The organism is Alicyclobacillus sp. SO9, from assembly GCF_016406125.1.
Lineage (GTDB): Bacteria > Bacillota > Bacilli > Alicyclobacillales > Alicyclobacillaceae > SO9.
The window spans coordinates 266,029-281,313 of record NZ_CP066339.1; the positions used below are offsets into that span (position 1 = coordinate 266,029).

Annotated in this window: 12 protein-coding genes; 5 read left to right on the forward strand and 7 right to left on the reverse strand. The window is 50.0% G+C overall.

Going from position 1 to position 15,285, the window contains the following annotated elements:
• Positions 1-215: 215 nt before the first annotated feature.
• Together GI364_RS01110 and GI364_RS01115 are read left to right on the forward strand one after the other, a co-directional pair.
• Positions 216-848, forward strand: coding sequence for an RQC-minor-1 family DNA-binding protein (locus GI364_RS01110; RefSeq protein WP_198851908.1), 633 nt, complete (start codon positions 216-218; stop codon positions 846-848).
• Positions 849-1,061: 213 nt separating this feature from the next.
• The gene (locus tag GI364_RS01115) at positions 1,062-2,084 is read left to right on the forward strand and encodes a Gfo/Idh/MocA family protein (RefSeq protein WP_198851909.1); all 1,023 of its coding nucleotides are present in this window, start codon (positions 1,062-1,064) and stop codon (positions 2,082-2,084) included.
• On the opposite strand, the gene GI364_RS01120 is transcribed toward GI364_RS01115, so the two are convergent.
• Positions 2,074-2,253, reverse strand: coding sequence for a hypothetical protein (locus tag GI364_RS01120; protein ID WP_198851910.1), 180 nt, complete (start codon positions 2,251-2,253; stop codon positions 2,074-2,076). The genes GI364_RS01115 and GI364_RS01120 overlap by 11 nt on opposite strands.
• 64 nt (positions 2,254-2,317) lie before the next feature.
• On the opposite strand from GI364_RS01120, the gene GI364_RS01125 reads away from it, so the two are divergent.
• Positions 2,318-3,337: an HD domain-containing protein gene (locus GI364_RS01125; RefSeq protein WP_198851911.1), complete on the forward strand. Its 1,020-nt coding sequence runs from the start codon at positions 2,318-2,320 to the stop codon at positions 3,335-3,337.
• Here the strand turns inward: GI364_RS01125 and GI364_RS01130 are convergent.
• A complete protein-coding gene (locus tag GI364_RS01130; RefSeq protein ID WP_198851912.1) occupies positions 3,334-5,133 on the reverse strand; it encodes an ABC transporter substrate-binding protein in 1,800 nt (599 codons plus the stop codon). The two genes, GI364_RS01125 and GI364_RS01130, sit on opposite strands and share 4 nt — an antisense overlap.
• Before the next feature lie 724 nt (positions 5,134-5,857).
• Between GI364_RS01130 and GI364_RS01135 the strand changes: the two genes are divergently transcribed.
• Positions 5,858-6,277 (forward strand): hypothetical protein, encoded by a 420-nt coding sequence (locus GI364_RS01135; protein WP_198851913.1) that lies wholly within the window; start codon positions 5,858-5,860, stop codon positions 6,275-6,277.
• Between the two features lie 402 nt (positions 6,278-6,679).
• Positions 6,680-6,832, forward strand: coding sequence for a hypothetical protein (locus GI364_RS01140; RefSeq protein ID WP_198851914.1), 153 nt, complete (start codon positions 6,680-6,682; stop codon positions 6,830-6,832).
• 747 nt (positions 6,833-7,579) lie between these two features.
• Here GI364_RS01140 and GI364_RS01145 read toward each other — a convergent pair.
• From GI364_RS01145 to GI364_RS01165, 5 genes are all read right to left on the reverse strand, one after another.
• Positions 7,580-11,245 carry a DEAD/DEAH box helicase gene (locus GI364_RS01145; protein ID WP_198851915.1) on the reverse strand — a complete coding sequence of 1,222 codons (3,666 nt, stop codon included), beginning with the start codon at positions 11,243-11,245 and terminating at the stop codon, positions 7,580-7,582.
• Between the two features lie 137 nt (positions 11,246-11,382).
• Positions 11,383-12,252 (reverse strand): IclR family transcriptional regulator, encoded by an 870-nt coding sequence (locus GI364_RS01150; protein ID WP_370541846.1) that lies wholly within the window; start codon positions 12,250-12,252, stop codon positions 11,383-11,385.
• Between the two features lie 145 nt (positions 12,253-12,397).
• Positions 12,398-13,594, reverse strand: a complete 1,197-nt coding sequence (locus GI364_RS01155; protein ID WP_198851917.1) for an acyl-CoA dehydrogenase family protein — start codon at positions 13,592-13,594, stop codon at positions 12,398-12,400.
• A gap of 1,171 nt (positions 13,595-14,765) precedes the next feature.
• A complete protein-coding gene (locus tag GI364_RS01160) occupies positions 14,766-15,053 on the reverse strand; it encodes a hypothetical protein (RefSeq protein WP_198851918.1) in 288 nt (95 codons plus the stop codon).
• The gene (locus GI364_RS01165) at positions 15,054-15,272 is read right to left on the reverse strand and encodes a helix-turn-helix transcriptional regulator (RefSeq protein WP_198851919.1); all 219 of its coding nucleotides are present in this window, start codon (positions 15,270-15,272) and stop codon (positions 15,054-15,056) included.
• Positions 15,273-15,285: the final 13 nt, after the last annotated feature.

Consider the following 15,285-nt stretch of genomic DNA (forward strand, 5'->3'; position numbering starts at 1 on the left):
CCGGTTGCCCAGCGGCCCGGTTGCCCAGCGGTCCGGTTGCCCTGTGGTCGTTTCGTACCCTGGGAGGCAGTGAGTCATCCGTGTCCCGATTATGATTGCGAAGACTTCGCCCCATCGTGCTACAATGTTTAGAAAAGACAGACTGATATCCACTAACACAAACACCGCAGGATGAAACGTATATCGGGGTGTCGATTAGGAGGTTATCAATAGGTGTGGAAAATCGCGATCGGAGAAACAGAAAAATAACAAGCAAGCGGAAAAATCAGTTGCAAGCTGCGGAGCCCCCTAAAAACAACGGGGATCAGCTTCCTGAGAAGGAAATCAAGTTTATTTTGCGAGGATCAGACTATATCATCGGACGTGCGGGCAGGACCATGTTGGCGAAGATTTTGAAGGGATCGCGGGATAAAAAGCTCCTTGCCATCTCCCAGGAACTTGAACTACATAACAATGAGGCGTACGGGAGTCTGTCCCAGTACACTTTGGCACAAATCACAGACAAGATTGACTGGATGATTCGACATGGGTATCTCAAGCTGGAGTATGAATGGAAGATGCCGGTCATTCTGTTCACGGATAAGGGCTGGGAAATCGAGCGAGAAGAGTTGGCAAAGGATTTTCTGGATGAGTGGGATCGGTGGATTGACAACCGCCTTCCTGTGGTGAGTATGAGTTACTTAAAGGACCTCAACCGGGGACTTGTGACACTGTTTTTGGATAAGGTGATGCAGACTAACGACCCAAAGTATTTGCCGCTTTTGCGAAAATGGGAACCAATTGACTATAAGAAAGTTCGAGCTATGATTCGTCGAGTCATTCAACACTTGGAGTCATGTAAGAAGTAGCGGAGCCGCGAAAGTCTGAGGCTGTGAAAGTTTGAGGCTGCAAAAGTCTGAGGCTGTAAAAGTTTGAAGCCGCGAAAGTTTGAGGCTGTGAAAGTTGCGAAAGTCGGAAGTTGCAAGTTGCAAGTTGTAAGTTGGGTAACTCTGGGGTTGTGTCAACCGGGATCGACCGAAACCAACGCAGGCCGGGCCTGCGCCTAAATAGGAGGAGATTCAATGTCTAAATTAAGAGTTGCTGTTATTGGCTGTGGATCGATTGCAAAGCACCGCCATATTCCGGAGTACGCGTCCAATCCAGCTGTACAGCTGGTGGCCTTTTGTGATGTGGTACTGGAACGCGCTCAGCGTTACGCAAAAGAATACGGCGCGGCAGCCTATGGGAGCTATGAGGAGTTGCTGGCCAAAGAGTCTGTTGAAGCGGTGAGCGTCTGTCTGCCCAACTACCTTCACGCACCTGTGTCCATTGCCGCCGCCAACGCTGGAGCCCACGTCCTGTGTGAAAAACCAATGGCCACTTCAGTTGCAGAAGCACAGTCGATGATTCAAGCGGCAAAAGACAACAATGTCTCGTTGATGATTGGCCACAACCAGAGATTGATGCCGCCACACGTAAAAGCGAAAGAAATTCTCCAACAGGGATATTTGGGGAAAGTTGTCTCTTTCAGAACCGCTTTTGGACACCCGGGACCAGAGGGCTGGAGTATCGACGGGAAGGACAGCTGGTTTTTCGACAAGGACAGGGCATTTATCGGCGCAATGGGTGATTTAGGGGTGCACAAGACGGACTTGATTCGGTATCTCCTGAACGAGGAGATTGTCGAAGTGGGGGCTTTTGTCGATACGTTGGTAAAAGAAAACACGAATGTGGATGACAACGCGGTATGCATTGCTCGGACAGCAAGCGGGACAGTCGGTACGTTAGCGGCAAGCTGGTCTTATCAAAAGGAGGACAACAGCACGGTCTTGTACTGTGAGAACGGTGTGATGCGTATTAATGACGATCCCGTTAATCAGGTCATTGCACACCTCTCCAACGGCACTGTAGAAAAATATGAGGTCGGAGCGGCTGCAACAAATGAAAAGCAAACGAACAGCGGTGTCATTGATGCATTCGTCTCGGGTCTACAAGCTCACACGCAGCCGGAGATTCCGGGTGAAGAAGGTCTAAAGTCATTGAACGTGGTTTTGGCTATGATTGAGGCATCAGAAAAGAAGCGGATGGTTGAGGTCAGACTTTGAGATTGAGCCCTTGCGGCTCGCCTTTTACTGGATAGGTGTCTGGATAGGTGTGATAGGTGTCTGGATAGGTGTCTGGATAGGTGTCTGGATAGGTGTCTGGATAGGTGTCTGGATAGGCATTGCCGGCCGTCTGGTACAGGTTTACATCAGTTGTGATAAAATTCTCCATAATGGGAATAGGGCAAGATTCACATATAAAAGATAGATAGACAGACGTATTGGAGATTTTAAAGGTGGACTTGCTGATTCCTGAAGAGAACTTATTGTCTTACGTGTTGGATGCGATGGCGGAGGCTGTGGTCGTTGTAGACCCAAATCTTCGGATTAACTATGTAAACAATGCTGCGAGATGTATTATGGAAAGCTTTGCGAGGACAGCGGGATCGCCGGTGGGTACAGACTTTAATGCTTATTTTGGCTTGTCATCGACAAATGACACTGCCGGTGCCATCGAGGACGTTTTGCAAACCGGGGTGAGGAAAAACGGTGTTCTTAGAAAACTTCCTAATGGAATAACAGTTCGAATGAATGTGGTTCCGCTTATTGAAAATGAAGCGATTCGCGGTGTCCTGCTCACTGCGCAAGACGTCAGTGAGTTAACGGAAATGGAAGAAGAGTTGAATCATGCGTTCAGTTTGACGCTGCCAAACAGCAAGGTCGAACACAAGTTGAAAAATACGGTTGAGTATCAGGATGAGTTCAACCCTGTGACGAAGCAAATCAGGATCACGGGCATTATTCAAGAAGGATTGTATCGACACGTCGTAAACTCCCTCAAGATTTTAGCATCACTCTCTGCACAAGGAATTACGAAAGTGATTGGTATTAACAAGGATGAGTTGGTCCAGGCAATCATCTTCCACGACTTGGGGAAGGTGCAGCCTGACTTGCAGATTGGGGATGTGGTTAATCCGGTAGAAGTGTTCGAAGACAGCAAACTTCACGCATTTCGCGGTGCGGAGTTGGCTCAGCATTACTACCACCAATCAGAAACCATTGTGCAGATCATTCGCTATCACCATCACTACAAGGAAAATGAGCTGCCAGAGACATTTCCGTGGAAGCTCATTCCCATGCTGCGATTGTTTCAATTAATTGACGGTCTGTCTGCAGCCATGACTCGCGGCGGAGTAGAGGTGGATTTCAGGGTTGAAAATTCCACTATCTACGTAACAGAGCGTAATCGGCGGCCGCAGTACAACGGATCGTGGCGTGTAAACATCTACACTGGAGAACGACACCGCTTGGATTAAAAAGGGTTCTTCGCAGTGTTACGGCCTTTGCTAATCCAGACATATTGCATCGCATCACGCAAGTATGCCGGGGCGTACCAGCCGTGAATCCATTTCTGAACAGCGTAGTAGCGTACAGGGTAGTAGACGGGTACCCACGGTGCATCCTGCATAATCTGGTTTGTCACCTTATGAAACAACTGAATGCGCTGCTGACTGTTGGATGTATCTCTGGCCTGTTTCAACCACTTATCAACGTTAGTATTTTTGTACATAGACGAGTTGTTATCAGGTGCCTGTGTGCTTTTAAATAGCATCAGAAAGTCAGACGCATCCGGGTAGTCTTGAACCCAGTTCAGGAAGAACATTTGTGCCTTACCCTTTCTGACAACGCTGAGAAACTTGGACCAGGGCATGGCCTTTAATGTCACATCGATACCAATTGCCTTTAAATCAGATTGAATCGACTTGTCGATTTTCATCTGATGAGGACTGTTCTGGGAATACAGCGTGACATGGAGTTTCGATGCGGTAACGCCTGCCTGCTTCAGCAGTTGTTTTGCTTTCGTCGGCTCATAGTTGTATTGAATGCTTTTTGGCAGATTTGTCTCATAGCCTGGAACGTTGGGCGGCAACGGCTGATTGGCGGTCACAGCTTGTCCGTTCAGAATTTGCACAATCGCCTGCTTGTTGATGGCGTACTCCATCGCTTGTCGTACCGCTTTCTTGTTAAACGGAGCCATCTTATTGTTCAGGCCGACATAATAAACGGCATTTTGAACCACCTTCTGAACACTCTGCTTCAGCTTTGGTGTGTTCTCAAACTTGGGCAGGGCAGAGGACGGAATCTGCTGTTGTTTACCGAGCCATGCTGTTTTTCCTTGTTCGTAATTTGCAGCGTCAACACCGGTATTTTTGTCAATGTTGATGGTGATCTTGTTTAAGTAGGGAAGCTGATTTCCGTACTGGTCTTTCTGCCAATAGTGCGGATTTTTCACCAAGACAACTTGCTTAGAGTTGATACTTTGTAACATAAAAGGACCGTCCCCCATGACTTTGCTCGAGTCGAAGGCTTTGTGGCCGACTTTTTTGAGAAATCCGGGATCGATAGGGGAAAAGAAGGGTTCTGCCAAGCGTTCCAACTCCGTCGGTGTAGGATGAGTCAGCTTGATGACCAACGTGTTTTTGTTCGGTGCCGACAACCCGGAAATCGTTTTTGCCTTTCCGTTGTAGAATGCCTGTTCGCCGACAATATTTGTGATGAGCCACTGTGCATCTGATCCCAGCTTTTTTGTCGCAATCCGCTCCATCTCGTCAATATAGTTTTGGGCCGTGACCGGCTGCCCGTTCCAGAACGTTAAACCGTTACGAAGGTGAAAGGTGTAGGTCTTCTGGTCCTTGGAAATGGTCCAACTCTTCGCATCCATCCCCTTTATTTCGGTGTTATTCGTCCCCTTTTTATACGTAACCAGCTCATCATTTAGCTGCTGAATGACCTCCCAAGACTGCGTGTCATAAGCCAGCGCCGGATCCAAGTGTTTCGGACCCCGAGTTTCATCCAACACAATGCTGCCGCCCTCCACCGGTTTTGACTGTGCTGAACGATTACTCAAATTATCCAGTGGACCGCTAAAATTAGTAATCTTTTTTATGCTGCCATCCTTAACATTACCTTTTTTGTTTGGGGTGATTTCGTGGCCTTTTTTAATTCCAGCAGCGCCAGATATATAGCCCACCAGAACTAAAGTAAGAGCAGAGACAGAAGCCACTATGGGAAGTCCCTTTTTCCAGTGCTTCCAGTACTTCCAGATTGACATCTACTTTCTCCTCCTCATTCAGCAACTTCGAATGTATCTGCAAGTAAATTGTGGATTTTGCATATACCCCCACCCCGAGGACCTTCTATACTGTCGTAAAATGCAAGTTGATTGCATGGCTTTACTGTGGTGATTCGTGGCTGTAAAAGAGCGCAAAGCGTAGAACGTAGAACATAGAGTGCAGAACGTAGAGTGCAGAACGTAGAGTGCAAGGTAACTTCTGTAAGGTAACTTCTGTAAGGTGCAAGTGCAAGGTCTGGCTCCGATTTGTTTAGCCGATTCGATACTTCGAGTAACTTTACTATTTTATGTTGCTTTTCTATCTCCGGTGTCGTCGTTATCTAGATTACTGACTGTCTCTATATCTAAGCTATTACGAGATTGGCTTGAGTATTACTACTCAGGTGAATTGGATGGAGAGGAAAGTGGAGATTGAAGTGAAAACTAGAGTAAGGAGAGAAACCGAGGATGTCCATTGATAGACTCCTAATCCACTTTTTTGATTTTTAAAATCGTAGCCTGACAGCCTGTGCACGGTGGAGCAGTGCATATTCATACGCTACCAATGTGTTACACTTATGTAAGTAGCGGCAAGGGGAATTAAAGAAGGACTTCGCTGTGGATTCAATATTCGTGATGGAGGTGAGGAGATACATCTCCTCCGTTTAGCATAGGTATTCAAGACGGGTTCAGGGTTCTTAGTGGACTCTTCGGCAGAAGTCATGTGTCAGAAGGACGTCGCCGCGACGGACTATTTAATGAAAGCGGTGATCTAGTCTTGAACAGGTGGGTGAAGTATTTACTTTGGATTATCGGAATGTTCATACTCCTCAGATTGGGTGATTATGCCATCCTAAAGGCTCGCATACATGCGGACGCAACGACGCACATTGGATCCATGGTGTGGACTCTTGCGATTGTACCAGTGATTTATGGTGTCTATGTGTCACTGTTGTTTGCTAAACGTCGGCCTGGCGTTAATCTTCCGTTATTCCTGCTAGTTTTTTTACCGTGCATCCTTTTCAACGTGTATGTTCCTGTTAGTACTCAAATGCATCTCATGCTATACCCATGGATGACTCAGGCACTGAGCGTTACAGGCGTAGTGGCGGGGTTGACTCTGATTCTCTCCTTTTTTGGTTAACGATCACGATTTACTTACATAAGACGCCATCATCCCCGCGGCCATTTGTTGCCATCCCGGAACAGGCGTGTTGTGCCAGTTCTTTGTGGGGCGCAATCGCTGTGAGCAAATGACCAAACAGCATAAATATCAAAACGCGGTATATCAGACCACCGTGTTCTTCTGCATTTTTAAGTTGCGGAAACCATACGGCACTGGTAGGTGGTAATAACGCGGAACATCCGCGTTATATTCCTTCGTGGGCTCTCTAACTGTCAGTATCATCCCGGAACAGGCAGGGTTTTCCGGTCAAATTCGCACAAAAGAGACGAGTGGTAGAGAATAAACGGGGAACCCGTTTATTCTTCCTTCTACTTTCTTTGATTGTCGCAGTAGAGGTGCATCGTGGGTAGGATGGTTGGTATGGGTGTCGAGGGTAGCGTGGGTGTCGAGGGTAGCGTGGGTCTCGAGGGTGTCGAGGGTGTCGAGGGTGTCGAGGGTGTCGAGGAAAATAGAGATCCGACAGGAGCTTATTTCCCTCCATACCACCCGGTGACGGCAAATAAGCTCGTCTGAGGACCTTATTTCGCTGATATCCTCTGAAAATGGAGGTTTAACTGCTCTTAAGCCCCTGCGGAGAGCTTATTTCAGTACATAGCTACTGAAAAGGTGGAATAAGCGCTTGCGAAGCGCTTATTTCTATCGCGACCGGGCCTAAGCCGTCTACTTGATTGCTGCGGTGGGGTCCCAAAGGGTGGGGTTCGAGGGTCACGAGGAAAATAGAGATCCCACAGGAGCTTATTTTCCTCCATACCACCCGGTGACGGCAAATAAGCTCGTCTGAGGACCTTATTTCGCTGATATCCTCTGAAAATGGGGGTTTAGCTGTTTTTAAGCCCCTGCGAAGAGCTTATTTCGGTGCATAGCTACTGAAAAGGTGGAATAAGCGCTTGCGAAGAGCTTATTTCTATCGCGGCCGGGCCTAAGCCGTCTACTTGATTGCTGCGGTGGGGTCTGGGGCTTATTCCACTCGCGGCCTGGGTCCACCGGCCGGCCCCCAAGCCGGCCCTCCGCCTCCTCACTCGCGGCCTGGGTCCACCGGCCCGGCCCCCAAGCGCGGCCGGCCCTCCGCCTCCTCACTCGCGGTCCGGGGTCCGCCGGCCCGGCTCCCAATCGCGGCCGGCCCTCCGCCTCCTCACTCGCGGTCCGGGGTCCGCCGGCCCGGCTCCCAATCGCCCCAATCTTCGCCAATCAGCTCGCCCCCCAATCGCCCCAATCCCGCAGTCTGTTAAATCAATTCCAAGTCCAAATTCAGCTCAATCGTTAAATCATCAACAACTCCCGCACGTCTTGTTCGGTCAGAGCACCGAGGCCTTCGTCGTTGGCTTGGACCACCGAATCAATCAAATGGCGCTTCCGATCCTGCAGTTGATAGATTTTCTCCTCAATGGTTCCTTTGGATACCATGCGAATGACCTGTACGTTTCGCTTTTGCCCAATCCGGTGGGCCCGGTCCGCGGCCTGTTGTTCAACAGCTGGATTCCACCATAAGTCGTACAGGATGACCGTATCTGCACCGGTCAAGTTGAGGCCAGTACCGCCTGCCTTCAGCGAGATGAGAAAGACAGGAGCATCCCCTTCATTGAAATCTTGGCAGAGTTGAAGCCGCTGTTTGGATGGCGTTTGTCCGTCCAGATAGAAGTACGGAATACCTCGCTTCGTCAGTTCTTTGCGAAGGATTTCAAGCATAGAGGTGAATTGCGAGAAAATGAGCATCCGCTGTTTCGATGAAATGTATTCATCTACCAGTTCCAACAGCTGTTCCATTTTGCCGGACTTGCCGCGGTAGTTTTCAATGCAAAGGGATGGATGACAGCAGATTTGGCGTAGTCGGGTGAGTCCTGCTAAGATGCGAATCCGCCCTTTTTGGAAACCTTCCTGTTCAAGTCCCTTTAACGTGTCGTTTTGCAACTGTGTCAAGTAAGCCATGTAGTGTTTCTTTTGATCGGTGGTTAATTCTGCAGTATGAACCATTTCAATTTTTTCCGGAAGCTCTTTCAGCACGTCTTGTTTGACACGCCGCAGGAGAAATGGACGCACACGCTTTGTGACTGCCTCGGAATTGAGTTCGGAAAAAGCAGTTTTTCCACCCAGCAGTTCAGGGAATACAGCGTGGAAGATTGACCAGAGATCATCCAGTGAATTTTCCACGGGCGTTCCTGTCAGCGCAAAACGGTGGTTGCTCCGAATTTGGAATACCGCTTGTGCAGTTTGTGTGTGAGGATTTTTAATTGCTTGGGCCTCGTCCAAAATCAGCGTGCTAAATAACATGTCTTTGTAACTTTCGATATCGCGCCAGAGCAGTGGATAGGACGTAATAATCACGTCGTATTGCGAAGCTGAATCGAGTATGCTTTGGCGTTCCGATTTCGTGCCGGACGCAACTACCGCTGTCAGGGAGGGTGTAAATTTTTCGATCTCGTTAAGCCAATTAAAAGTCAAAGACGCCGGGCAGACAATGAGCGCTGGCTGCTTTGATGGCTGTTGCTCGGATGCCCGTTGCTCGGACGCCCGTTGCTTTGACGGCTGTTGTTCGGATGCTTGCTCCCTTTCAGACAATAAATACGAGATGCTTTGCAGTGTCTTACCGAGCCCCATATCATCCGCCAGAATTCCGCCGAATCCGTACTTTGACATGGTCTTCATCCACTGGTACCCAAATATCTGGTACTCGCGCAAAGTGGCATGGATACCTTGAGGCAGCGGTGTTTCAAGGTTATCCGGGTTACGGAGGTTATCGAGCCATCGGCGCAGGGACTTTCCAAGCCTCACGTTCCATCCTGGATGTCCATCACTGAGTTGGTGTTCCATGAGTGAAAGAGCGCGCAGCGCGGGCAACTGCATTTTGCTTTGACTTAATTCTGTAGACTGAATGCCCAGATTTCCAATAATATCTGAGACCTGGCGGAATGAGTCATCTTGTAGAGAGAGAAACGATCCGTTTGCCAAACGATGATATTTCTTACGCTCAATCATGGAGCGGAGGATGTTGAGAATTTCGGTGTCATCGAGATCGCCCATGTCAAAAGATACATCTAACCAGTTTGTCTTCTCATCGAGTTCAACCCGGGCCCTGGGAGTGAAGGACGAGGGCTGCATCCAGGAATCCACAGCACTGGTTGCGTACACTTGAACCAGTTCCCGCAGCGTGGGCATTTGCTCGAATAAAAAGCGGTAGATCTCCTCTTCGCCATCGATGTAGAGGGACTTGCTATCGCTGTCTTGCTGAAACGGACAGTCATCCATCATTTGAAGGATTTGCTCTTCCTTCGTCCAATCCCGGATAAGAATTTGGTGATCCTCTCTACCGCCTGCGTTTGCGAATATGTCTGCGGCTGAATGGCCGGGTGCATGCCCGGTTGCATCAAAAGCTGCATTGCTGGCTGCGTTGGCGGGTCCAGCGCTGGTTGCAGCAAAGGGATTGTTGCCTGAATACTCGTCGTAATAGGGATCAATCACGATATCGCCATACGTAAATTGCAACAGTGCGGATAATTCATCAGCCGTGCCTGTCGCTGTGACGACGGTCTCCTTGTCGAGATACAGTTTTGCTTCCAGAGGGAATTCGATGACACGATTGGAAATGGTTTCATCCACTTGAGTCTCAGCAATATGTTTCACCTGAGGCAAGACTTCATTCATGATGGATTCAAGTGAATCTGTTGAGAATGAAATTTCGTCCATCCGTTCTGCATCCATGATGGACCTTAGGCCTTCAAGCTGTTGAAGTGTGGCAGCATCTAGTTGGTGAACTGCTGTGCTGGATACGACCGAGTTGTAACTAGGGAGAAACAGCAAATCTGTCAGCCCCTCCACTTCCAGTGCATACATGTCCTTCGCTTTTGCAGTTACACTTGCCGTAATTGGAAGGTTGCCGGTCACAACCTGCAGAGGTTTCGTTCTACCGTTATCCATGAGTTGAGTGCTTGACTGGACTAATTTTGGATAGAGGCTGGGCCAGGCAGATGGTGGAATAATAAGTGATCGGTCATCATTCATCGGTGAACGGTATCGAGAGAATGACGAGTAGCCAGCCATCTCCTTAAACATCGCTTCCTGCTCGTGGATGGCTTGTAAATCGTGAATGACAGCGAGATGATTGCGGTCAAATCGGTGTTGAGCAGGGTCATAGGTGAATTTGGGAGTGAAGGTATATAATTCGTCGTTCTTGATGGCTTGAAGAAACTCTCGGATTTTTTTCACCACATAAGTCTGCTTTGGACCGACTTTCATTTCCAGGCACAGATAATCGGATCTTGCGTAGGTTTTGGCAGTTGGTTTACAGATGAATTCCACGCGCAGTGTGGTGAAACGCTCAACTTGTGTCTGAGCGTTGAATGGACTCTCCACCTGTGTCTGTTTGGTGGAGCGAAACAGAGAAAGCAGGTGTTTCGACAGGTCTTTGGGCTTTATGGTCTCATTCGATGCTCTGGCGTTAGGACGACTTGCAAGACCTGGGAACAGGTTGGAGAGGGATCGGCTGTGTTCGTTAAACTCGTTAGACTCACTGCTCCCGCGGTATGCAATGGTTGCCCGGTTGTCACGGTCACTTTCAGGTGATTTGTTTGTACTGTAGGGGTCGGCAGGAAGCTCCTCTGTGAAGGCCGGGGAAGATATGGCCGGGAGCTTTTTTGCCTCGACAGCCAGAAGAACTGCTGCAATGTGCTTGCAGGCAGAATCGTACTCGCTGTACGCAGGACAATTGCAATATCCGTCAATGTAATCTTCTGCGATTTGGACTGCGACGCTGTATTTGCTCTTCCCTCGAACTTCAGCTATCCACTCGTAGCAGTCGTCAACGCTACCGTCCGTAATCATCATCAGGGAGGTAACGCGCCCCTCCTCAAAGTATCTGTTGCCTCTTGTATAATATGTCGAGCCGCACAACTGCTTAATGTCCGACTTTGTGAGTAAAGGTGTCATCTTCATGGAATGGATGGGCCTCCTCTTACCTCTTACATCACGTGGTGCTACTGTGAACATACCTGATGAGGAGTGGAGGCGTCCAGTTCCATCCATAAAATGGACGGGAGTATCGGCGTTTCGATTCGTGGAGGAAGCATAGTCTAGCGTCGAATAGCCCTTCCAATCTCCTCGGCGGCTGTTTGGACCAGTTCCGAAAACCTGCGTATGTCGTCATTGTCATGCCGAAACACGGGTGCCAGGATGGAGATTCCGCCGAGAAGTAGATTCGCTCCGCCAAGAATGGGAGCGGCAACAGCGAAGGCCCCTTCGTCAAGCTCCTCTTCGCTGTAGGCAAAGCCTTGATCACGGATGCTCTTCAACTCGGCCGCCAGTCCGTCTTCTTCATCCTTTGGCAGTTTCAGTCTTTCAATATAGTTCTCGCTGTTCTCGGGCTGCATAAAAGCCAACAGTACCTTCCGTGTTGCACCGCGGTGCAGCGGCCGGATGCTGCCTACTGTCGTAGTCAGTTTAATCTGACTTGGACTGTCCAGGGAGGAGATGCAGATGCCGTTGTGGGAAGCGGGATCGATCACTGTCAGACTGATGGTTTCCCGCGTATCCTTGGCCAACTGCTGCATCCACGGCCTGGACGCCTGATTGAGCTCCAACTGAGGATTGGCCGACAATCCCAGCGTAAAAGCTGTCAGCCCCAGGCGGTATTTGCGCGTGGCAGGATTCTGGTAGAGGTAGCCGTACTCCACCAGCGTGGCCGTTAGGCGCGAAACCACAGTTGGCGGAAGCGAAAGCTGAGTGGACAGGTCCTTGATGCCCAGTTCGATGTCCTTGCCTGGCGCCGAATCTAGTCCTGAATTTGAGTCCAGCCCAGTCGCTCCGTCTCGGCTGTCGCCCTCTGACCCGGGTGTCCTTTGCGCTTGAAAGCAGTTGAGCACCATCAGGCCTCTTGCCAGCGTCTGGGATACCCTGGTTTTGCTATTGAGGTTCGTCGAGCTGCTTGTCTTCTCTCCGCTAATTTTCCTCGAACTCCCTTCTAACTGAGGGTTTTGTGAATCCCGACGTCCGGTCCGCCCGCTCCCTGGCCGCCCGACTCACTCCGCCTTGGCCGCCGCCCCGGGCTCCGCCAGCCCCGTCGCTGCCGGTCCAACTCCACTCGCCGACTTATCCCTCCGGCGTCCAGCCTGGCAGCATCTTGTTCAACGTCTTGTCTTCCCGGTATCCTAACACATACTCGGCCTGCATAATGGTGTGGATTTCCCGTGTTCCTTCGTATATAACCAATGCTTTGGAGTTGCGCAGGAAGCGCTCAACCGGGTACTCGTTGGAGTAGCCGTAGGCGCCGTGAATCTGGACGGCATCTGACGCGCTTTCCCAAGCGACGTCGCAGGCGGTCCATTTGGCCAAGGAGGTCTCACGGGTGTTGCGGACGCCCTGGTTCTTCAGCCAGCCAGCGCGGTATACCAAGAGTTCGGAGGTTTGGAGGCCTTGTTCCATCTTCGCAATCATCTGCTGCACCAACTGATGTTTCCCGATTTCCACGCCGAACGTTTTCCGCTCATGCGCGTACTTGGTCGAGGCATCAAGGCACGATCTCGTTAATCCAACGGCCCCTGCAGCCACGGTGAAACGGCCGTTATCAAGGGCTGACATGGCAATTTTGAAGCCTTCGCCTTCTTCGCCAACGCGGTTCTCCACGGGTACGCGGACATTCTCCAGAATCACTTCGCCCGTGTCGCCGCCGTGAATGCCCAACTTTCCCTTCATTGAGCGGGTGGTGACGCCAGGCCATTTGCGTTCCACGATGAAGGCGGTGATGCCCTTGTGTTTGGCTTCTGGGTTCACCGTGGCGAAGACCAGGATGTTGTCTGCGTAGTTGGCCATCGAGATCCACAGCTTCGATCCGTTCAACACATAGCTGTCCCCGTCCCGCACTGCTTTGGTCCGAATCGACCCAGCATCTGACCCCGCGTCCGCCTCGGTCAATGCAAAAGCTCCCAGTTCTTTGCCCTGTGCCTGCGGTACCAAATAGCGCTGCTTTTGCGCTTCCGTGCCCCATTGCAGCAAGGTCATGCTGTTCAAACCGGTGTGCACCGAGACTGCCGTGCGGTAGGCCGTATCGCCGTATTCCAGTTCGCTGCAGACAATGGCCAGTGCATTGTAGTCCATGCCGGCACCGCCGTACTCTTCCGGGATGCAGACACCCATCAGACCTAAATCGGCCAGCTTATGGATGACGGACATCTCCAAATGGTGCTGTTCGTCCCACTCTTGGATATAAGGGATGATTTCGTTTTTCGAGAATTTGCGAACCATGGACTGCAGTTCACGCTGTTCCGGGCTTAATGAAAAATCTAACATGACTTTAACACTCCTTCTTTTATCAACTGTTGAATTTGATTGTCCGAATAGCCTAGTTCCTCCGCAATTTCGTTTGTATGTTCACCATGCCGCGGCGGCACCCGCCTGTACTCGATTGGCGATTCGGACAGTTTGAGCGGACTGGCTACGAGGCTCAGGTCGCCAAGCAGCCCTCATGTTAAGTTTTTTACTTCCTATAGTAGGATCATGTTTCCTATAAATGCAATTTTATTATAATCAACTGAAAATTCCAAGTTTATTTGCGAGCATACAACTAGGGTTGGGGGTAGGGAAGACTTAGCGGGGACATGAAGGCGACTTGACCGGGGACTTGGGCCGGCGGGGGTTGGGATGGGGTAGCCGGCGGTGAGAATGTGCGGGGCTGCGGAAGCCGGGCGAGGTGGCCCCGGCCGGAATAAGGATCGCAAACGACACTATTCAGGGTCCCTCTGAGCGATAGTGATCGCAAGGCTCCCTATGGTTCGGGTGCTAAAAAGTTAAGGTCACAAATGATCACTATTGGATCGGCACCCACGAGGAGGCCCGGTGATAGGGCGCAACGGGATCACTAAATCTCGGATGGGCATGGCGATAATGATCCCTGCGATCACTATTGTAGGGCGGCACCGGGAATAGGGCGCGATGGGATCACTAAGTTGCGGCGGCGCGGGCGACGGGGGCCCGGTTGGGTCGGCGGGCGTGGGGGTTGGGATGAGGCAGCGGAATAGCGATCCCACAGGAGCTTATCCGGCGAGATTTGCGGTGATTTAGCAGAATAAGCCTCTCTGAAGAGTCTATTTGTGCGATATCCTCCGGATATCGTGTTATTTGAGGTGATAACGATCCGTGAAGGGCTTATTTGGTATCGATTCAGTAAAAACATCGAATAAGCACTTGGCAGGCTCTTATTTCACGTACGTAGGCGTTGCGTTCATGCGTATAGGCGTTCGCGGTTGCGCGGGTGCATAGGTGTGCGGGTGCACGGTTCAAATCGGTTCAAATCGGTTCAAATCGGTTCAAATCGGGCGGGTCAAACCCGGCCGGTCCACAGACAACTAGTGAACACTCGGCGGCTGACTGACAAGAAGAGGGGAGGGTAACGATCGTAGCAACCCTGTTGTGGCTGAGTTGGATTAAAGTCGGTAACGGACAGCATTCTTGACACATAGCTCTAGTATTGCCTTCTATAGAAAAGCAAATAGAAAAATTGAATCAGATTAACTGCAACGACAAGGAAGACAACAGAGTTTTGAAATTGTAAATAGCTTAAATGGAGATACTGGTTAGCGAAGTACAAGAGAGCCCAGCCGCCAAGGAGGAATGGGAAAGCACTAGAGCGTGATTTGTAGAGAATCATCTTGCCTCGCTCGTCACGTCCTTCGTTGGCCGATAAGCGGCGAGAGTATAAAAATGATGCGAGATATAAAATTACTGCAGAGACTGCAAGCCATTTCATCATCTATACATCCTCCTCGTACTGAAAAACGTCATTTATATCTTTACTAAATAATTGGGCGATTTGGAAAGCAAGTATAAGAGACGGACTGTATCTATTAGCTTCCATGGATATAACAGTCTGTCGGCTTATACCGAGCAGTTCTGCTACTTTCTTTTGAGACCATCTTCTTTCAGCTCGCAACACCGCTAGTCGATTTGTTAGTTTGCCTTTTCGATCCATTACCATCGCCTCA